General features: G+C 63.9%; 18 protein-coding genes. 8 read left to right on the top strand and 10 right to left on the bottom strand.

The window, feature by feature from the left end:
• Positions 1–250: 250 nt before the first annotated feature.
• From ACSQ84_RS05910 to gmk, 5 genes are all read left to right on the top strand, one after another.
• Entirely contained in the window at positions 251–490 is a 240-nt protein-coding gene (locus tag ACSQ84_RS05910; RefSeq protein WP_006020277.1) for an acyl carrier protein, read from the top strand.
• A 96-nt stretch (positions 491–586) separates the two neighbouring features.
• Positions 587–1,849: a beta-ketoacyl-ACP synthase II gene (gene fabF / locus ACSQ84_RS05915; protein ID WP_436210682.1), complete on the top strand. Its 1,263-nt coding sequence runs from the start codon at positions 587–589 to the stop codon at positions 1,847–1,849.
• 253 nt (positions 1,850–2,102) lie between these two features.
• Positions 2,103–3,383: an endolytic transglycosylase MltG gene (mltG, locus tag ACSQ84_RS05920; RefSeq protein WP_436210683.1), complete on the top strand. Its 1,281-nt coding sequence runs from the start codon at positions 2,103–2,105 to the stop codon at positions 3,381–3,383.
• Between the two features lie 88 nt (positions 3,384–3,471).
• Complete coding sequence (locus tag ACSQ84_RS05925) at positions 3,472–4,359, top strand: YicC/YloC family endoribonuclease (RefSeq protein WP_436210684.1); 888 nt, start codon at positions 3,472–3,474, stop codon at positions 4,357–4,359.
• Between the two features lie 3 nt (positions 4,360–4,362).
• Entirely contained in the window at positions 4,363–5,016 is a 654-nt protein-coding gene (gene gmk, locus ACSQ84_RS05930) for a guanylate kinase (RefSeq protein ID WP_436210685.1), read from the top strand.
• A gap of 61 nt (positions 5,017–5,077) precedes the next feature.
• Here the strand turns inward: gmk and ACSQ84_RS05935 are convergent, their stop codons facing one another.
• Positions 5,078–6,097: a hypothetical protein gene (locus ACSQ84_RS05935; RefSeq protein ID WP_436210686.1), complete on the bottom strand. Its 1,020-nt coding sequence runs from the start codon at positions 6,095–6,097 to the stop codon at positions 5,078–5,080.
• 357 nt (positions 6,098–6,454) lie between these two features.
• On the opposite strand from ACSQ84_RS05935, the gene ACSQ84_RS05940 reads away from it, so the two are divergent.
• Positions 6,455–6,745, top strand: coding sequence for a hypothetical protein (locus tag ACSQ84_RS05940; protein ID WP_436210687.1), 291 nt, complete (start codon positions 6,455–6,457; stop codon positions 6,743–6,745).
• A 78-nt stretch (positions 6,746–6,823) separates the two neighbouring features.
• Here ACSQ84_RS05940 and ACSQ84_RS05945 read toward each other — a convergent pair whose 3' ends face one another.
• Positions 6,824–8,104, bottom strand: a complete 1,281-nt coding sequence (locus tag ACSQ84_RS05945) for a caspase family protein (RefSeq protein WP_436211188.1) — start codon at positions 8,102–8,104, stop codon at positions 6,824–6,826.
• Positions 8,105–8,330: 226 nt separating this feature from the next.
• On the opposite strand from ACSQ84_RS05945, the gene ACSQ84_RS05950 reads away from it, so the two are divergent.
• A complete protein-coding gene (locus ACSQ84_RS05950) occupies positions 8,331–10,007 on the top strand; it encodes a tannase/feruloyl esterase family alpha/beta hydrolase (RefSeq protein WP_436210688.1) in 1,677 nt (558 codons plus the stop codon).
• Between the two features lie 46 nt (positions 10,008–10,053).
• Here the strand turns inward: ACSQ84_RS05950 and ACSQ84_RS05955 are convergent, their stop codons facing one another.
• On the bottom strand, positions 10,054–10,599 hold the full coding sequence (locus tag ACSQ84_RS05955; RefSeq protein WP_436210689.1) for an RBBP9/YdeN family alpha/beta hydrolase: 546 nt from the start codon (positions 10,597–10,599) through the stop codon (positions 10,054–10,056).
• Positions 10,600–10,711: 112 nt separating this feature from the next.
• Here ACSQ84_RS05955 and ACSQ84_RS05960 point away from each other — a divergent pair, with 112 nt between their 5' ends.
• Positions 10,712–11,194: an Lrp/AsnC family transcriptional regulator gene (locus tag ACSQ84_RS05960; RefSeq protein WP_436210690.1), complete on the top strand. Its 483-nt coding sequence runs from the start codon at positions 10,712–10,714 to the stop codon at positions 11,192–11,194.
• Positions 11,195–11,244: 50 nt separating this feature from the next.
• On the opposite strand, the gene ACSQ84_RS05965 is transcribed toward ACSQ84_RS05960, so the two are convergent.
• The 7 genes from ACSQ84_RS05965 to lptF all read right to left on the bottom strand — a co-directional run bounded on the left by ACSQ84_RS05965 (position 11,245) and on the right by lptF (position 19,962).
• Positions 11,245–12,303: an alcohol dehydrogenase gene (locus tag ACSQ84_RS05965; protein WP_436210691.1), complete on the bottom strand. Its 1,059-nt coding sequence runs from the start codon at positions 12,301–12,303 to the stop codon at positions 11,245–11,247.
• Between the two features lie 12 nt (positions 12,304–12,315).
• Positions 12,316–13,182: a 16S rRNA (adenine(1518)-N(6)/adenine(1519)-N(6))-dimethyltransferase RsmA gene (rsmA, locus tag ACSQ84_RS05970; RefSeq protein ID WP_436210692.1), complete on the bottom strand. Its 867-nt coding sequence runs from the start codon at positions 13,180–13,182 to the stop codon at positions 12,316–12,318.
• Positions 13,179–14,183 (bottom strand): 4-hydroxythreonine-4-phosphate dehydrogenase PdxA, encoded by a 1,005-nt coding sequence (gene pdxA, locus ACSQ84_RS05975; RefSeq protein ID WP_436210693.1) that lies wholly within the window; start codon positions 14,181–14,183, stop codon positions 13,179–13,181. The genes rsmA and pdxA overlap by 4 nt, the downstream gene beginning before the upstream one ends.
• 3 nt (positions 14,184–14,186) lie before the next feature.
• A complete protein-coding gene (locus ACSQ84_RS05980; RefSeq protein WP_436210694.1) occupies positions 14,187–15,125 on the bottom strand; it encodes a SurA N-terminal domain-containing protein in 939 nt (312 codons plus the stop codon).
• A 72-nt stretch (positions 15,126–15,197) separates the two neighbouring features.
• Positions 15,198–17,702: an LPS-assembly protein LptD gene (locus tag ACSQ84_RS05985; protein WP_436210695.1), complete on the bottom strand. Its 2,505-nt coding sequence runs from the start codon at positions 17,700–17,702 to the stop codon at positions 15,198–15,200.
• The gene (gene lptG, locus ACSQ84_RS05990; RefSeq protein WP_436210696.1) at positions 17,702–18,799 is read right to left on the bottom strand and encodes an LPS export ABC transporter permease LptG; all 1,098 of its coding nucleotides are present in this window, start codon (positions 18,797–18,799) and stop codon (positions 17,702–17,704) included. The genes ACSQ84_RS05985 and lptG overlap by 1 nt, the downstream gene beginning before the upstream one ends.
• The gene (gene lptF / locus ACSQ84_RS05995; protein ID WP_436210697.1) at positions 18,796–19,962 is read right to left on the bottom strand and encodes an LPS export ABC transporter permease LptF; all 1,167 of its coding nucleotides are present in this window, start codon (positions 19,960–19,962) and stop codon (positions 18,796–18,798) included. Before lptF ends, lptG begins: the two co-directional genes overlap by 4 nt.
• Between the last annotated feature and the right edge of the window lie 248 nt (positions 19,963–20,210).

Raw genomic sequence — 20,210 nt, forward strand, 5'->3', positions numbered from 1 at the left:
TTGTAGTCAAGGGTGGGGAAGTATGATAACCGAACGGCCGACGGATGGGCAAACAAGGCCATTGCAGGATTTTGAAACCCTGTATATTGGCGTGGCGACGCCTGCCGTTCGCCGGGCCTTTGTCGGCTACCACCACCGGGCCGAATCAAGACTATGCGCGATTGCGAAGGAAGTTTAACGACCACGATGGCTCGTATCGTCTTGCGGTATCTTGGGGTCGGGTCCAATGGAACAAGCACGAGGTTGAACGATGAGTGAGATTGGCGAACGGGTTAAGAAGATTGTGGTCGAACACCTCGGTGTTGAACCCGAAAAGGTGGTCGATGCGGCAAGTTTCATCGACGACCTCGGCGCCGACAGCCTCGACACCGTCGAGCTTGTGATGGCATTTGAAGAAGAGTTCGGTTGCGAGATTCCCGACGACGCCGCGGAGACGATTCTGACCGTCGGCGACGCGACCAAATTTCTCGAAAAGAACGCGAAAAGCTGAAGCCCCTCGCGGTGCGCATAGAGCCGGACGGGCCGTTGCCGAACGGTCCCCCGGTTTCTTGTTATGGACCGCCAATTACGGGCCGGAGTTCTTGATATGAGACGGGTTGTCGTCACGGGGCTGGGCATGGTTACGCCACTCGCCAGCGGCGTTGACGCAACGTGGGCGCGTATCCTTGCCGGCCAGAGCGGCGCCAGGCGAATCGCGACCTTCGAGGTTTCCGATCTCTCCAGCCAGATCGCCTGCGTGGTTCCGCGCGGCGACGGCAGCGACGGCACCTTCAATCCGGACCACTGGATGGAGCCAAAGGAGCAGCGCAAGGTCGATGATTTCATCATCTTCGCGATGGCCGCCGCGCGCCAGGCGCTCGACGACGCCAACTGGCATCCCGCGAGCGAGGAAGACAAATGCGCGACCGGCACCCTGATCGGATCCGGGATCGGCGGCCTGTCCGGCATTGCCGACACCGCACTGCTGCTCAAGGAACGCGGACCGCGCCGGGTGTCACCGTTCTTCATTCCTGGACGGATAATTAATCTGGCTTCCGGCTATGTCTCGATCGAGCACGGCCTCAAGGGACCCAATCATTCCGTCGTCACGGCATGTTCGACCGGGGCGCACGCGATCGGCGACGCAAGCCGGCTGATCATGCTCGGCGATGCTGACGTCATGGTGGCGGGCGGCACGGAGTCGCCGATCTGCCGGCTGGCCATGGCGGGGTTCTGCGCGGCGCGCACGCTCTCGAGCGGCTTCAACGACACGCCGGAACGGGCCTCGCGCCCCTACGACAAGGATCGCGACGGTTTCGTGATGGGCGAGGGCGCCGGCATCGTGGTGCTCGAGGAATATGAGCACGCCAAAGAGCGCGGCGCGAAAATCTACGCCGAGGTGATCGGCTATGGCCTGTCCGGCGACGCCCATCACATCACCTCGCCGGCGCCGGACGGCGACGGTGCCTTCCGCAGCATGAGTGCGGCACTGAAGCGCGCCGGCATCAGCGCTTCCGATGTCGACTACATCAATGCGCACGGAACCTCGACGCAAATCGGCGACGAGATCGAACTCGGCGCGGTGGAGCGGCTGCTCGGCAATGCAGCTTCCAAGGTGTCGATGTCGTCGACCAAGTCGTCGACCGGGCACCTGCTCGGCGCGGCCGGCGCGATCGAGGCGATTTTCAGCATCCTTGCGATTCGCGACAATATCGCTCCGCCCACCATCAATCTGGAAAACCCGTCGGTGGAGACGGCGATCGATCTCGTGCCTCTGGCGGCGCGCAAACGCGAGATCAACGTCGCGCTGTCGAATTCTTTCGGTTTCGGGGGCACCAACGCCTCCGTGATCGTTCGGCGCGTTGATTAGCAAGTGTTTCATTAGCAGTGTTTAGAACGACTCCACCGTTTTGCCGCATTCGGCGGTGACTTCAGAGCGCGATCAGCAAACGTGGCCACCGGTTTTGCGTCCGATCGCGCTCCGGACTATAAAGGAGCGCGCGATTTTATCGTCGAACCGCTCACGCTTTGGCGGGATCATGCGCGAGGTGTGGGCGTAGGCTCGTGGTCCGGCAGGGGGTTTGTCAGGCCACGATTGAACCGGCAGGATTCAGGTTGCATCGATGAGTGAAAGGCCGCCCATTTCGCCCCGGAGCCCGCGCGCTGCGCTGGAGCCCGAGCAGGTACCGCCGCCGCCGAAGCGGTCCGAGCGTGCCCGCAATCCGTTCGTCGTGATCGGCAATGCCATCATCACCATCCTGATCATTTTGATGATCGGCGCGGGGACCGCGTATTATTACGGCCGCCAGCTTCTGGAGACGCCGGGTCCGCTGCTGGAAGACAAGATCGTCAATATTCCGGCACGCGCCGGCAAGCGAGACATCGCCGACGCCCTGCAGCGCGAGGGCGTCATCGACGTCAATCCTTGGCTGTTCATCGGCAGCGTGTTTGCGCTGAAGGCGAGCTCCGACCTCAAGCCCGGCGAATATTCGTTCCAGAAGAAGGCCAGCCTGCGCGATGTCATCGCCACCATCGTCGAAGGCAAGGTGGTACAGCACAGCGTCACGATTCCCGAGGGCCTGACCTCCGAACAGATCGTGGCGCGCCTCACCGACAACGATCTGTTCTCCGGCTCGTTGAAGGAAATGCCGCGCGAGGGCACGCTGTTGCCGGAAACCTATAAATTCCCGCGCGGCACCACCCGCGAGCAGGTGGTCCAGCGCATGCAGCAGACCCAGAAGCGGGTGCTTGCGGAAATCTGGGAGCGCCGCAATCCGGACATTCCGGTCAAGTCGCCGGAGGCGTTGATTACACTTGCCTCGATCGTCGAGAAGGAAACCGGCCGGGCCGACGAGCGCAGCCGGGTCGCCGCCGTCTTTACCAACCGGCTGCGGCAGAAGATGAAGCTGCAATCCGACCCGACCATCATCTACGGGCTGGTGGGCGGCAAGGGCACGCTGGGGCGGCCGATCAAGCGCTCCGAAATCACGCAGCCGTCGCCCTTCAACACCTATGTGATCGAAGGCTTGCCGCCGGGGCCGATCGCCAATCCCGGCCGTGCCTCGCTCGAGGCGGTGGCCAACCCGGCGCGGACCCGCGACCTGTTCTTCGTCGCAGATGGCAGCGGCGGGCATACCTTTACCGAAACCTACGACCAGCATCAAAAGAACGTCGCCAAGCTGCGGGTGCTGGAAAAGCAGATTCAGAACGACACGGTCGAACCGGCCGAAGAGACCGCGCCGCCTGCCCCGGCCGGTGCGCCGGCCGCCGACACCAACCCGACGGCGACGACGCCGACGCGGCCCACGGGGTCCAAGAAGCCGCCCGCACGTCCGGCGGCACCTGCCCCCGGCGCCCGCCAGGGCGCGGCGCAATCGACGACGGCCCCGGTGGTTCAGCGCTAACGCAATTCCATCAGGCGTGAAATCGTTTTAAGCTCGCGCCGTTCCGCACCGAGTCTCGCATCCCCCCGTTTTCGGAAAGTCTTACGCTATGGCGCTATCGAGCATGACCGGTTTTGCCCGGAGCAACGGCGCCAGCGGTCCGTACACGTTCGAATGGGAACTGAAATCGGTCAACGCCAAGGGCTTTGACCTGCGGTTGCGGCTGCCGCCCGGATGGGACGAGCTGGAGGCTTTCGCCAAGAAGCGCGCCGGCGAGGTGCTGTCGCGGGGCACGGTCTACGCCAATCTCAACATCAAGCGGGCCAATGCGGTCTCCACCATCCGCATCAATGAGGACGTGCTCAACTCGATCGTGAAGGTCGCGGGCGTGCTCGCCGGCAAGATTGACGCCGTGGCGCCCAGCATCGATGGCCTGCTCGGCATCAAGGGCGTCATCGAGGTCGTCGAGCCCGAAAGCGATGAGACCGAAGACAAGGCGGCGAAAGACGCCGCCGCTCTGGCGTTCGAGCAGGCGCTGGCCAATCTGGTCGAGATGCGCCGCCGTGAAGGCGTCACGCTCGGGCAGATTCTCAATCAGCGCATGGACGAGATCGAGCAGCTGGCGAAGAAGGCCGAGGCGGCGCCCGGCCGCAAGCCGGAGGCGATCAGGGCACGTTTGGCCGAGCAGGTCGCATTGCTGCTGGAGACCTCCGATCGCTTCGATTCCGACCGGCTCAATCAGGAAGCGATCATGATCGCGGCCAGGGCCGACATCCGCGAGGAACTCGACCGCATCGCCTCCCACGTCGCCCAGGTTCGCGAGATGATCGGCAAGGGCGGCCCGGTCGGACGCCGGCTGGATTTTCTCGCCCAGGAGTTCAACCGCGAGGTCAACACCTGCTGTTCGAAATCGAACGATCTGGAGTTGACCAATACCGGGCTCGAGATGAAAAACGTGGTCGAGCAGTTCCGCGAGCAGGTCCAGAATCTGGAGTGAGCGATGACGGCTGGTGGTTTCGACGGGGTTGAGCGGCGCGGGCTGATGTTCGTGCTGTCCTCGCCGTCCGGCGCAGGCAAGACCACGCTGTCGCGCAAGCTGATCGACAAGATGCCGGGCCTGAAAATGTCGGTGTCGGCGACCACCCGGCCGATGCGGCCGGGCGAGGTCGACGGCCGCGATTATTTCTTCGTCGACAAACCTAAATTCGAAGCGATGGCCAAGCAGGGCGAACTGCTCGAATGGGCCACCGTGTTCGACAACCGCTATGGCACGCCGCGCGCGCCGGTCGAGGCCGCTTTGTCCGCCGGACAGGACGTGCTGTTCGATATCGACTGGCAGGGCACCCAGCAATTGCGCGAGAAAGCCCGCGCCGACGTGGTCAGCGTCTTCATCCTGCCGCCGTCGGCCGCCGATCTCGAGAAGCGCCTGCACACCCGCGCCCAGGATTCCGACGAGGTGATTCGCGCCCGGATGGACCGCGCCACCCATGAGCTGAGCCATTGGGCGGAATACGACTACATTGTCGTCAACCAGAACGTCGATGCTGCCTTCGCCGAGGTGCAGTCGATCCTCAAGGCCGAGCGGCTCAAGCGCGAGCGCCGCACCGGATTGACGGAATTCGTCCGCGCCCTGCAGCGCCAGCTCGAAAAATAGAAACGACTGCGTCCGCGGGTCTGCGCCTCTACGTCCGTGCTTGGGTTACGCCGTGCCTGGCTTACGTCTGCGCACTGCGTGCCAACCGCGCCAGCATCTCCGTTACCCGCCGCTCCGGATCGTCGGGCGCGCGCGGATCGAGGGGAACGTTGCGGGGCGTATTGCCGCGCCAGATCGGCGTCTCCTCATCGGGGAACAGCGGCGGCGAGGTACGTTCGGTCGGGATGGAATCCCAGATCGCACGGCGGCCGCTGTGAGCTTCCAGTGGGATCGCCTGCGCCCGGCCGAACCGGAAAACCAGGCTTGCAGTGACGCCGGCCAGCGCCAGCGCACCGGCCATCACCAGGAGCAGCATCTGCATCGATGCCGACCGTCTCTCCAGCGATGAATCCGCGGCCGCAAGCGCGACCGGGGGAGCGGCGGGCTGCGGCGTCGCCGTAGCATTGGATTGAAGGCTCTGGGCTTGAAGGCTCAGGGTCTGGAGGCTTTGGGTCTCCGGGCTTTGAGTCTGCTGGCTCTGCGACGGCTCGGCCGCGGCAAGGCGCGGACCGCTCGATGGGCTGACGCCCGACGATTCCGGCCAGCGCGATGCGATGGAGGATGGCGGCGCCAAGTCCGGTGCCGCCGCGCGTTGGCTATTTTCGATGCCGACATTGGGCACCACACCCGTGTTCTGCGGCTCGCTCAAATCCTCGATGCGCGCCTGTGGCGCCGTCAGTTCGGCGCGCGCGTTCGCGATCGATTTGCGGGCATTGATACTCTGCTGCGGCGAAGCGGCATCGGCCGCCTCCACCGATGCGAGATCCGATGTTGCAGGTGCAGATGAAGAATCCTGCGGCGCTGATCGCGCGGTCTTGTTCTTCGCTTCGCCGATGTACCAGCAATTGCGTTTGGCGGCATGATCGGTCCGGTAATACCAATGACCGCCTGCCGGCAACGGCCCCTTTGGACGCGTCAGGCAAGTGTCCGCCGTTTTCGCGTTGTTCTCCTTGGCCGGCTCCTGCGCAACGGCGGCGAAACTGGTTCCCGCCAGAATGCTGGCGAAGATCGCCGAGATGAATTTCGCTGAACGGTGTGACATGGAATCCCCGGTGGTGATACGCGACGCTTACGCCTCAAGTTTTCGTTAAAGACTTGGGTCGTAATGGGCCGTAATTCCGGAGCGGATAGGGCATAATTGGGGCTCGCCGGCCTCACATCAGAGGCGAGCGGAACCCTGAAAAACAGGCATCGATGCTATTGTTTCGACGCCGTCCATGTTCCGGAACAGCCATCCGATCGCCTGAATGTTCCGGAGCCGCTGCGGCCCGAGAAACGGCCGGAGTTGCTCCAACTCAAGCCCGAGACGGAGCCGCCTGATGTCGTCGAGCCATTTGGGCTGACTTGACCGGAGCTCAATTCCCCCGCGATCCTGCCGCTGCTGATCACGAACCGCTCGGTGCTGTTGCCGCAGCCATGGGATTGGGCGACCCACGCGCCATCGAAATTTCCGCCGCCACTACCGCCGCTCTTCCGCGAGGCGCGGCGCGGTTCGTCGGCTTCGGACCTGGGCCTGCTGCGCCGCGCGGGCTTTTCGGTTTCGACCGCGCGCGGCGTTGCGCGCGAACCGGACAGTGACTTCTCGTCATTGCCGATGCTGCCGCCGGCGCTGCCGGATTGCGCGAAGCTGGTCGTCTCGAACCCAACTGATATCAAAAGGAAGAGCAGACCAATCCTGATCGAATGTTGAAATGCGCTTTGCATAAACCGGGTGCTTTCAATTTCTCGAATGTAAAATCGGCGCGTCCGCAATTCTCGAACGTAAAATCTAGCGGCCCGATCCATCGGCACAGACCGCACCGATGATGCGACAGGATTTCCCGGTCTTGTTGCACTCGCCGAGCGCGGCCTCCTTGGCGCGCTGCACCGTGTCGCGTTGAACCAGCGACCAGGAATTCCCCGAGATCGCAAATGCGCCGCATCGCGAGCCATAGAAGCTCAGTTCGAGCGGACATTTGCTCGATCCGCAATTCTTGAGCGCATCGTCGACCGCCGCCCGCCGCGAGGCGTGATTCCAGGAAATGCCCCATTTGTTGCTGTCGGGGCCGTAGACGATCGATCCCCACGGCTTGAGATCGTCCATCTTGCGCAGCCGCGTCAGCACGCCTTCGGTGGCCTCGCCGGTGGGCGTCATGCTGCTCTTGGCCTGGAACTGGCTGATCGCCAGCCGCATGCCGTTCTTGCTGTCGAGCGGCTCCGGATCGAAATTGTGCTCGTAAAGCCGGTCGCTCAATTCCCGCAGCAGCGTCACATCCTTGATCGGTATCCGGTCCGGATCGGGCCGCAACGCGCTGGAAAGCTGTGATGGTGGCGGTGGCGTAGCAGCAACCCGCGGCGAGGCGGCAGGCGCGACAAAATAGAAGGTGCCGTCGATCGGCGAGGAGGACACCCAGGGCTGCTGTGATCCGCCGGTCTCGCGCTTCACCGCAAGGCCGACTTGGTTGAAGGTCTGGAAGATATCGAGGCCCGACTGCTTGATCGTCGCCGCCAGCGCCTTGGTGTAGGGGCTGTTGCCGTCGCTGCCGTCCTGCGCGACGTTGCCGGGCTGTGTCGCATAGGAAATCAGCGTGCCTTCCGGCGCGCGCATCTGGGCAAGCCCGCCGTCGGCGGCGCGCAAACCACGGGCGCCGAACGGGTTGTTACGGCAGGCATCGAGGATCACCATGTTGAGCCGCGTGCCCGAGCCCTGCATCTGGCGCAGCACGAGATTGACGTCCACCATCTGGAAATCGACATCGGCCTCGCGCGTCGGATTGGCGCCGACCGGAACCAGGTAGTTCGAACCCGACACCTGAACGCCGTGGCCGGCATAATAGAACAGGGCGACATCGGCGCCCTGCACCTGGCGGCCGAAATTCTGCACGGCGCTGTCCATCGCCGATTTGTCGAGGTCGAGCTGGGCGCGGCCGCCGATCAGGGTGAACCCGAGCTTGGCCAGCGTCTCGGCCATCAGCGCCGCATCGTTGCGGGGATTGTCGAGCCGCGGGACGTTTTGATAGGCGGAGTTGCCCACCACCAGCGCGATGCGCTTCTCGGCGGCGGCGGGCATGGCCGACATCAGCGACAGCAGCAACGCCAACGCTGCGAACGTCCAGACCTTACCGGCGAAAGCCCCGCGCATCCCAATAATCCCTGCAATATGGCGGCAGATTATCAGTCCGTGCGGGCTTCGAAAAGCATCGCCGCCATTCGGCGGGGGCGAGGCGTGACGTGGATCACGCTTTATGGCAGTTTCCGCGTGACAGGGCCCAAAACAGAGCCCGCGGGAGGATCGCATGGTCACGAAGTTCGGCGTATCGCGGGCAAGCTCGACGACGGTATTTCTATGCGGCCTCATCGCGCTGCCAGCCTTGGCTACCGCGGCCGAGCGGCCTCTCGGCGTCGACCCGGCCGCGGCATGCGCCGCGTTGTCGGGGGCGGGCACTGGTGCGATCAAGGTCGACACGGCCGCGCTGATCGAGCCAAAGCCGCTCACGGTCGCCGCGGGCGGACCGACCCCCGCCGCCCGCATCAGTCCCGCGACCCCGCAATTCTGCCGCGTGCTGGGTCACATCGATCCGACCGATCCAAAAGCGCCGCCGATCCGCTTCCAGCTCAATCTGCCGCTACAGTGGAACGGCCGCTCGGTGCAGTACGGCGGCGGTGGATTCAACGGCGTGTTGATCACCGGCCTCAGCCTGCCGCCGGCAGCACCCTTCGACAGCGCGTCGCCACTGGCGCGCGGATTTGCGACCTACGGCACCGATTCCGGTCACGAGACCAAGCCGGGCGAACCGCCTCAGCTGTTTGCGGCGAACGACGAGGCCTTCGTCAACTTCGCGCATGCCTCGTACAAAAAAGTGCGCGACGCCGCCGCCATGCTGATGGAGCGCGCTTACGGCGCGAAGCCCGAGCGGATGTATTTCGTCGGCAGTTCGGAAGGCGGGCGCGAGGGCCTCACCATGGCGCAGCGCTATCCCGATGATTTCGACGGCATCTTCGCCCGCGTTCCCGTGATCAACTGGGTCGGCCTGCAGCACGCCGGCACCCGCGCCGGGCTTGCGACCTGGGGAGAGGGGTGGATTCGCCCGGCCCAGGTCAAGCTGGTGCACGACGCGGTGCTCGCGGCCTGCGATGCGCAGGACGGCGTCGCCGACGCCGTGGTGGAAGATGCTGTCGGCTGCAAGGCGCGCTTCGATCCGGCAAAGCTGCTCTGCGCCGGCGGGACCAGCGGCGACGCGTGCCTCAGCGAAGCGCAGGTCAACGCCATTCGCACGCTGCACGCGCCCTACAAATTCCCGTTCGCGCTCGCCAACGGCATCAGCGAATATCCAGGCTGGGGCGTTTCCGGCGAGGCGACGAAATCCTTTGGTCCGACCGGTGGCTGGAGCGCGTGGTGGCTGGGCTCGGCATCGCCGGCGCTGCCGCCGGTGCCCGGCAACGGCATCGCCTGGATCTACGGCGCGGGCGGCATCGCGCACATCTTCGCGCGCGATCCGAATTTCGATGTCCGCAAATACCGGCCGGAGGATTTCGCCGACCGGGTGCGCGAGGTGTCGGCGCTGATGGATTCGACCAATCCCGATCTCAGCGCGTTCAAGGCCCGCGGCGGCAAGCTCGTGATCCTGGAATACATGGCCGACTACGCGCAGAGCCCCTACGCGGGCATCGGTTATTTCGAGCAGGTGCAGAAGCGGATGGGCGAGGCGGCGACCGCCGAATTCATGCGCCTTTACACCGCGCCCGGTGTCGATCACGTCGGCAGCGGCGCACCGTCGAGTGTCGACATGCTGTCGGTTCTGGTCGACTGGGTGGAAAAAGGCCGCGTGCCCGGCGATCTCGTCGTCGTTGAGCAGCAACCCGCGCTGCCGATCGCCGTCGACCGCTCACTGCCGCTGTGCCAGTGGCCCGCCTGGCCACATTACAAGGCGGGAGATTCGAAAAACGCCGCCAGCTTCGTCTGCGCGCGGTAGCGGGCGGGAAATTCCGATCCGATCTGGAGGCGGGTGCTCTAACTGCCTAGCCGCCGTTCGCGGTTCCGGCGGCGAAAGCCGCGAGCAATGCCTTTCCCTGCGGCCAGTCCTCGAGCTTGCTGGTCTGGTTGATGTGGCCGAGTTCGCCTAACTCCGCGATACTGCCTCCCCACTGGCTGGCTCTCCCTCGGGCATAGTCGACCGTACCATAGGGGTCGTTTGCACTCGCGATGATGAGAGAGGGGAATCTGAACCTGGTCTGCGGCGTTCTGACAAAGCTGGCTGCTTCGGCAGGGAAGGCCGGAGCTTCCGGGTTCGGAACGGCCACGAGGAATGCGCCAGCGACCGGCGCCGTGGAAACTTGCTGCCAATGTGCCACCAAAAGGCACCCCAAACTGTGCGCGACGAGGAGCGGCGGATGCCGGGCTGCACCAACCTCGCGATCAAGCGCCGCGATCCAGTCATCGAGTTCTGGCTGATCCCAGTCCGTCGGCTGAAGGCGCCGCCATTGCGGATTGGCGTCTTCCCAGCGGGTTTGCCAGTGCGACTCACCCGATCCTCCGATCCCCGGTACAATGATGATCTCAACCATGCTCGCTCCGTTATCCCTTGTGACAGGACAAGACTGACGTCTTCCGTTGCGACCGGGAACGGGAAATGATCGGAAAAGAAGCGCGCGCACCGATGGATTTAAGGTTCACCCCATGTCGTCTCGAGAAAACACTGTCATAGCCCTTGATCCCACAGACATCGCGATCATCGAGGTGATGCAGGAGGATGGACGTATCGCGATGTCGGAGCTTGGCAGGAGGGTGGGCCTCTCTCAGCCAGCGACCTCGGAGAGGGTCAAGCGACTGGAGGAGCGCGGCGTCATTACCGGCTATGCAGCTCGAATTAACCCCGCCGCGCTGGGCTTGAGAATGATGGCCGTGATCCGCGTGCGCACGACCCACGAGCATATTCAATCCTGTCTGAAGCAGTTCTCCGAAATGCCTCACGTCCTGGAGGTGCTGCGACTGACCGGAGAGGATTGTTTCATTCTCAAGGTTTTCGTGCCGTCCCCGCAACAACTGGAGACGATCGTGGACGCTGTGGCCCGGCACGGTTCTGTGACGACGTCGCTGGTCTTGCCCAGCGAGCAGCCCAAACCGATCGGTCGCAAGTTGATTCAACTCGCCGGTGCGTGACGACTGCGGTCGTCATTCGCACCGTTTTTGTTGAGCAGGATCTCAGCGCCTCAGTTCTTCAGAACGATCCGCCCAACCACCTTGCCGGCCCGCAACTCGTCGATCCATTTCTGGACGTCGGCCATCGGTTCTTCCTTCATCGGCGTCGGCTTGATCTTGCCCGCGCGGGCCAGCGCCATCAATTCCTTCGCCTCGGCCAGCGTGCCCACCATGAAGCCTTCGATGGTCATGCGCTTGTAGACCCACTGCACCATCGGCAGGCTGAAATTGCCGCCCATCAGGCCGGAGACCACGATCTTGCCGCCGCGTGCCACTGCCGCGACCGCAAACGCCATCGACCTTTCGTTGCCGGCAAAGTCGACGACCGCGTCGAAGCCGCCCTCGGTCTCCGTGATCATGCGTTTGACCACGTCGGGCTCCGCCGGGTCGTAGGCCACCGCGGCGCCGTTCTGCAGCGCGCTCTCGCGTGCGGCCGAGCTCAGATCCGCCACCGCGATCTTCTGCGTGAACATCGCCTGCGCGAATGACAATCCCATCATGCCGACGCCGCCGAGCCCGATCAGCAGCAGGTTACGCTGCCGCGGACGATCGACCAGGCGTTTGAGCGCGCCATAGGCGGTGACGCCGGAGCACATCAGCGTGGCGGCTTGGTTGACCGGCAGCGGATCGTAATCCAGCAAATATTTCGCGTCCGGTACCAGCACGTGGCTGGCAAAGCCGCCGTCGATGGAGACGCCGAGGAAGCGCTGCTTGACGCAGAGGTTTTCATCGCCGTTGGCGCAGTCGCGGCACTGGCCGCAACCGATCCAGGGGAATACCGCCTGCTTCTTTCCGATCAGGCCCTTTGGCGCATCGGGGCCGACTTCCTCGACCACGCCCGCGATCTCATGGCCGAGCGTGAACGGCAGCGTCATGCCGCGCGTGGTGTCGAGCCGTTTGCCGCCGCCGAGATCGGCATAGCCATCCTGGATGTGCAGGTCGGAGTGGCACAGCCCGCAGCGTTCGATGCGGACCAGCACTTCTCTTCCCTGGGGTTTTGGCGTGTCGACGATGGTTTCGCACAGGGGCGCATCGAATTTGACCAGCGATTGGCGACGCATCAGCGCCATGGCATTTTCTCCTCAGGGAACGTTGGATTTTATGCTTCGTATATTGGTCAATTCACGGGCCATGGCAACAAAGCCTGATACCGGAATCGTCTCGGCGCGCCGGGTCGCATCGACGCCGGCGGCTGCGGCCAGCCGGGCCGGATCGACCGAGAGCGATTTGAGGCTCTGCCGCAGCATTTTCCGGCGCTGGCCGAAGGCGGCAGCCGCCACCTGCTCAAGCGCGCGGCGGTCGCACGGCTCCGGCGCGCTGCGCGGCACCAGCCGCACCACCGAGGAAGTGACCTTGGGCTGCGGCACGAAGGCGGCCGGCGATATGTCGAACAGGATCTTGGTCTCGGCGCGCCAGTTGGCGAGCACGGCGAGCCGCCCATAGGCCTCGTCATCTTCTTTGGCGACGATCCGCTCGGCGACCTCGCGCTGGAACATCAGCACCATCATGTCGTACCACGGCGGCCATGGTTCGATCGAGAGCCAGTCGACCAGCAATTGCGTGGCGATGTTGTAGGGCAGATTGGCGACGATCTTGGCAGGCTCGCCGCCGAGCAGGGGGCGGGGATCGAAGTGCTGCGCGTCGGCGTGCACGACTTCCAGTCGCCCCGGATAGCGCCTGGCGATATAGTCGAGCGGCGCCAGCGCGCGCTCATCGCGCTCGACCGCGATGACGCGGCGCGCGCCAAGCGCCAGCAGTGCGCGCGTCAGCCCGCCGGGTCCGGGGCCGACCTCGATGATGGTGGCGCCCTCGATCGGACCCGCGGCGCGCGCGATCCGTGCCGTGAGATTGAGGTCGAGCAGGAAATTCTGCCCCAGCGATTTGCGTGCCGACAGGGAGTGTTCGCGGATCACATCGCGCAGCGGCGGCAGATCGTCGATTCCACTCATTCAGGCGTGGCCGCCGCCATGCGCGCGGCGAGCCGCAACGCCGCGACGAGGCTCGACGGATTGGCCCGGCCGGTGCCGGCAATGTCGAAGGCGGTGCCGTGATCGGGCGAGGTGCGGATGAACGGCAATCCCAGCGTGACGTTGACGGCGTCCTCGAACGCAATGGTCTTGATCGGGATCAGCGCCTGATCGTGATACATGCAGATCGCGCAGTCATAAGTCTTTCGCGCGGCGGCGTGGAACATGGTGTCGGCCGGCAGCGGCCCCCGGACCTCGATGCCGTCGCGCCGCAGGATGTCGACGGCGGGCGCCACCAATTCGATATCTTCCATGCCCAGCGATCCGTCTTCGCCGGCATGCGGATTGAGGCCTGATACGGCCAGGCGCGGCCGGGCAAGACCAAAACGGGCTTTCAGGTCCGCAACCGCGATGCGGGCCGTCGAGACGATCAGATCGGTTGAAAGTTGGGCGAGCGCGTCGCGCACCGAAAGATGGATCGTCACTGGTACGACCGCGAGCGCCGGCGACCACAGCATCATCACCGGCTGCGGCGCCGCGCCGCCATTCGCCGCGAGCTCGGCGAGAAATTCGGTATGGCCGGGATGACGGAAGCCGGCGCGGTACAGCACGCTCTTGGCGATCGGGTTGGTGACGACGGCGCCGGCTCGTCCGGCCCTGACATGGTCGACGGCGTGACGAATGGAAGCGAGCGCGGCGCCTGCGCTGGTCGAGTCCGGCTGGCCCGGCCGCGCGCTAGCGGCTTCGCCCGTCGCCACGACAGGCAATGCGCGCGCAAAAACGGCGACCGAATCCTCCGGACTGGTGTCCGCGAGATCGATCTTCAATCCGAGAATCTTCGCGCGCTCGGCAAGGAAGCTGCGATCGCCAAGCAGATAGAACGGCGGCAAGGCTAGTTCACTGCGCTGGAGCCACGCTGCGATGGCGATGTCGGGGCCGATGCCCGCGGGCTCGCCGGATGTCAGCGCGAGGGGCTTTGCCATGCATCAACGACATTCGATCATGGCGGCTTTGCGGATCTCCGCCAGATAGGCTTTCTGCTTCGCCTCGTATTTTTCAGTATACATCTTTTCGCGGATTTCCCGCTTCTTTGGCGAATCGACGGTCGTCGGCGTTCTGCTGCACAGGGCGACCATCTCCACGCCCTGCTTGGTGATCTCGGGCGGGGTCAGGTGACCGATCGGCGTCTTGTCGAGCAACTCGCGCAGGGGGGGAGCAAGCTCGGCCGATGTTCTCGTGACGGTATCGCGGATCGTGCCGTTCTGCATCGACTTGAAGTAGGAGTTGGCGGCTTCGCAGCTCTGCACGCGCTCGCGCAGGACGTCCGCTTCCTTTTTCCGCGCCTCGATCGCGCTCGGCGGAGCACCCCGCGGCACCAGCAGCACGATCGGCTGCATCTTGTATTCGAAGGCTTCGACCTTGGTCGCCCCGCCGCCTTCCTGGGCGGCGGCGTTGACCTCCTTCTCGCCGACCTGAAGGCTCTCCTTGTAGCGGCCGCGCACCAGACTGGTCCAAACCATGTCGGCCTTGAGACGGGCCTTGAGGGTTTCCGGCCGGATGCCCTGGCTCTCCAGCGATTTTGTCAGTTGCTCCGCCGAGATCCGCATCCGCGAACCCATCTGGGCGTAGGATTGTTCAATGTCGCTCGCCGTGGGGTCGACGCCGTATTTCTTGGCTTCCCGAATCTTGACCTTTTCGTCGATCAGCTGGTCGATCACTTCCTGGCGGGGCATCTGCTTGCGGGTGGTCAGGAAGTTGAGCTTGGTGCGCTGCTCGACGTCGAGATTGGTGATGGGTTCGCCGGTGACCATACAGGCGATCGATTGCGCGTGGAGCGGAGAACGGCCGCCCGCAAGTACGGCCGACGCCACGGCGCAGCCGATAATCAGCGACCGCAGGCGATGTCCAGATTTGATGGTCGTCATGGTCATATCAGTCGTATCAACCGATTCGATCCGCACCGCGCCGGGAACTGTTCGGCAAGGCCTCGCTCCACGCTACTGAATGCCACCAGTGGGGCCGCCGGTGGCCGAAGTGGACGAATTCGCAATGGTGCGCAGGCCGATCTGCAGCATGAACCCGTGACTGAGTACCGGCGGGGTGGTGCCGGCGGAATAGGAATAGGACGTCACATAATTGGCGGCCAGCACGAAGCAGTCGTCCACATAGCCTGCGCCGATGACGTACTGATTGAGCTTGTTGGCTTCAAGGTCCCAGCGCGCGGATCCCGACACCACCCAGTTCGTCGCCAGCTTGATCGATGCGCTGCCGAGCAGGCCCTCGCGCCGCGTCAGGTATCCCAGAGCCGGCTGCTCCGCGTAATTGCCGTACAGCAGGCTGACCGACCAGCGGTCGAATGACGCGCGGCCCTCGGCCTCGAAGCGATTGAAATTGAGCGTTGCTTCGTCCATGCGCGAGCGCACGCTGAACGTATAGGTCCGGTTGGGCGAATAATTGACGCGGGCGACGTAGTCGGAGCGGGTGTTCTGCAGGCCGGAGTCGAGACCGGTGTTGGTCAGATCGGCGACCGCGTACGAGTTCAGGCCGAACAGCTGGTAGGACTGTCCGAACAACACATTGATGCTGCCGCCGCGGTCAAATTGCGTGGTGGCCTGCACGCCGACATTGGCGCGGCCGCCGCCCTCGATGCGGTCGTAGCCCGAGAACTTGTCGACGGAGAACAAATTGCTGGCGTCGAACACCAGGCTCTGCGCGTCTTCGTTGGGCACCCTGCCGGGATAGGTCTCGTTGGGGCGGAGGATGACCTGCGCGATCGGCTCGATCGTCGTGGTACCCCAGGGCTGAACGTTGATGAAGGGATAGCGATATTCGAGGCCGACGGTCGGCATCACCCGCAGCGCGGTGGTATCGCCGACGGGGAGGAAATTCGAGACCCCCGGCTGATTCGAAATCGAGGCATCGACGGCATCGACGCGGGCGATCGCGAACGGCGTCCAGATCTGACCGTAGGGGTCGGTGTACGACCGCCGCCATTGCGCTTCCGCGGTGAACCGCGTGTAGGTGCCGGGTATGCCGCGCAACAGGCACTGCGAGGGCGTCCGCGCCAGCGGATCGGCGGATGTGGTGGCGCAGAGCCCGGCGGTGTTCGCAAGCGTCGTGATCGGGTCGAACGCCGCGGTCGAGCGCGACAGGCTGGTGAAGTTGGTCTTGTAGCTGACCTCACCGCCGAAGATCGGACTGTTGATCACGTTGGAATAGTCGATGACCGGATGGATTACCGGAACCTTGTCCTGACTACCGGAGAAGGAGAGGTAATAGATCGTGCGCGCGTCGAAGAAGCTGCGATTGCCGACACCGGTCAGATAAAGCTGCGAGATCGCTTCGGTCGGCAGGCTCAGGAACGATCCCAGCGTGTCCCTGTACTGCGCCAGCCGGTAGTCGGACATGAAGAAGTAGTCGGACAGCAATACGCCATCCCAACCCCAGGTCCATTTGTCGTTGATGGCGAACTGGCCCTTGGATTCGACGCCGCCGCGGAACTCGCGGTCGCCGGGCTGGCCGGCGAAGGCGCCGGGCTCGAGCTGGTTGATGCCATAGGCGCGGATCTGGTACGAGCCGTTGATCAGGCGCTGGCGGAATTCGCCCTGGAACAGCACGCCTTGCCGGGTCGTGATCCGCGGATTGAAGGTCGCGTCATAGTCCGGCGCGATCGCCCAGTAGAACGGCGTTTCCACGCCATACCCGAAGGGCGTGTAGCTGCTGATGAACGGCATCAGGAAGCCGGTCTTGCGCTTCACGGTGGGATCGGGCGTCGAAAAATACGGCAGATACGCCATCGGCACGCCGAAGAATTCGAGTTGGGCGTTCTCGAAATACATCATCTTTTCGGTCTGGTCGTGGATGATGCGCGCACCCTTGACCTGCCACAAAGGCGGCTTCTTCGGATCGTCCTTGCAGGGCGCGCAGGCGGTATAGACGCCGTTTTCGAACACGGTGTAATTGCCGCTGCTGCGGTCGGCGCGGGTTGCCGCCATGCGCGTCGCATCCTCGGTATCGACACGCAGCGAATCGACGAAACCGTCGCGGTAGTCGTCGCTCAGATCCATGATGTTGGCGTAGGTGATTTTGCCTTCGGCATCCGTCAGGCGGATGTTGCCCTCGGCATGCAGACGCTTGGTCTTCTGGTCGTAGATGACCTTGTCGGCCTCGACGCTGGTGCCGTTGTAGAACATCTGCACGTTGCCGACCGCCGACACTCGCTGGTTGTTGTAGTCGTAGTCGACCTCGACGGCCTGCACGAGCATTTGCCCGTTGTTGTTGGCGGGCCGGGGCGCCGGTTTGGGCGGCCGCGGATTGTAGGTGAAGGTTTGCGCCGAGGCGGGCGCCGTCCAGGCAAGCCCGATCGCGCCGGCCAGCGCGAAGCCGGCGAGCAGGGCGATTATGGGGGCGCTGACGGCGGCCAAGCGATTCCGATGGCGGCGCAGCGAACTGCACCGCCTGAACGCAGGCGACCTCAACTGGCGGGCGGCGACAACGGCCACTACCCGTCCTCCTGGTACAGCAAGGCCAAAAAGCCGGTGAGGCCGCCCACACATACGGGCAACCACGCCGCAGCGATGGGATGCATCAACTCAGCCTTGCTCAAATCCTCAGTTACTTTCGACAGAACGTAGAGCAGAAAGCCCGCACCCACGCCACTCAAAACCATCTTTTGCACGCCGCCCATCCGGAAGAAGCGAAGGCTGACCGACGCTGCCAACATCACCATTGCAGCCAGTAAAAACGGCTGTGCGATGAGCTTGTGATACTGCAAACGGTAGCCGGCAGTCGCGAAGCCCGAACTCTCCGAAGATCGGATATAGCCAGGGAGTTGCCAAAAAGACACAGTTTCCGGGGTCGAGAAACTGTTGCGAATCTGGGCCGGCGTCAGCGTGGTTGCGATGTACAGGTTTTCCTGGTCGATCGGCGGCTTGTCGAGGGAGTATCGACGCACCGATTTGAACGCCCAGCGGCCTTCCTCCAGCGACGCCTCGCGGGCCTCGATTCGTTCCTTGAACTGCAGGTTTGTATCGAACCGGAATACGGTCAGACCGGTCAGCCGCACGCCTTGCCGCTCGCTGCGGGCGGCGTTGATGATGATCTGACCTTCGCTGTTGATCTGGTTCAGCCAGAATCCCGCGGCGTCCTGGATGCCGCCGCCGGGCGCCGAGCCGAACAGCTCCGCTTCCATCCGCTTGGAGAGTTCGCGGAGATTCGCCGACATTGGATTATAGGCGACGGTTGCCGCGGTGCCGAGGATGATCGCGCTGGCGAGGGCGGGCGCGATGAATTGCCAGGCCGAGACGCCGGCGGCGCGCGCCACCACGAGTTCGAGCCGCCGCGACAGCGCGAGGTAGCAGGTCATCGCACCGATCAGCACGCAGAACGGCATCAGCTTTTCGAGCAGCTGCGGCACGCGGTACAGCGAGGTCTGCGCGACCGTGATCGCGGACGCCGATGGCAGCCCTGAGGTCTTGCGCACCATTTCGATGTAGTCGACCAGCACCAGCAGCACGAAGATGCTCACGAACACGCCGACGGCCGCGACCAGGAAGCGGCCGGCGAAATAGCGCCCGAGCGTATTGGTCAACATGCTCATGCGGTGGCCGGCCGTCCAAAGAGCCGCGCCAGCCGTGCATTCGATTTGTTGATCGCCTCGATCACCGCGGCCGGCGGTTCCACCACCACGCCGCCGACGATCATCCACAGCCCCGCACCGATCGACGCGAACAGCATCGCGTACTGGATCAGCGCCGCGGCAGGATTCTTCACCGTCATGACCGAGCAGGCGAATCCGGCCATGCGCAGGCCGAATACCGCGACAACCGAACCTCCGATCGAAAAATTGCGGCTCTGCCGCGTGGTGCGCGGCGTGCCCAGAAACGCAAACGTCAGGACCGCGAACGCGAACGGATACACCGGCGCCATGAAGCGGTCGTGCAGTTCGGCGCGAAACTGTCCGCCCAGTTTCTTGAACACCGGATCGTTCTCATCGGGCGAAACCAGTTCCCAGAGATAGCGTTCGCGAATCCCCAGCACCGCGTCGCGCTGATTGGAGAATTTCGACATGTCGAACGCGTAGCGGCCGAACGCCACCAGCGCGGGGTCGCGTTTGCCCGCCTCGAAACGTTCGAGGTTGCCGTCCTCCAGCACCAGATACGAGCCCTTCTCGTTCTTCAGCACGGTGCCGTGATCGGCGATGATGGTGACGCGCTCCTTTGGATCGCGGCGATCGTCGACGAAGATGCCCGCGAGCACGCCGCCCGGCAGGCGTTCGCGGATGCGAATCGTCAGGTTCTGATCGAGCTGGGCGAAGCGTCCGGGCTGCAGGATGTTGGTCAGCACGTCGGCGGTGATTTCGGCGTCCCATTGCTTGATCCGGCGCATGCCGTCGGGGGCGAGATAGGCGCCGATAAAGGCGACCATCAGCGCCACCACGCAGGTGGCGAAAAAGAACGGACGGAACAGCCGGAACGGCGAAAAGCCGGCGGCATTCATCACGATGATTTCAGAATCGGTGGCGAGCTTGTTCAGCGTGTGCGAGACCGCGATCATCAGCGCGATCGGCGCGATGATCAGAACCAGCGCGGGAATCACCAGGCTGGTGATGCCGAGAAAGGTAATGATGGTCTGACCCTGGCTGGTCATCAGGTCGATGCCGCGCAACGCCTGCGTAATCCAGATCACGCCCGTCAGGCTGACCAGGACCAGCGCAAACGACGCAAGCGTCGTGCGGAAGATATACTTGTCGATCGACCCCATCGTTTACCGCACGATCCCACCTCGCGTGCCAAAAGAGCGGCTTCCGACCAATCCCGGAACCGGGATCCCCAAGGTCGCGCCGCCAGCCTTTCAGCCGTCTACACTCTCACTACCATCCCTTTGATCCGTCAACAAAATGGCCGGGCCGTGGCACCCTTAGGATATGGTTAATTATTCGGCCCCTGTGGCCTTGCGGCCACGCAGGCTTGGCAGCACAGCGGCTGGCAGGCCATAGTGCGGCAAATCGA

The sequence above is a fragment of the Bradyrhizobium sp. LjRoot220 genome (assembly GCF_964252915.1).
Classification (GTDB): domain Bacteria; phylum Pseudomonadota; class Alphaproteobacteria; order Rhizobiales; family Xanthobacteraceae; genus Bradyrhizobium.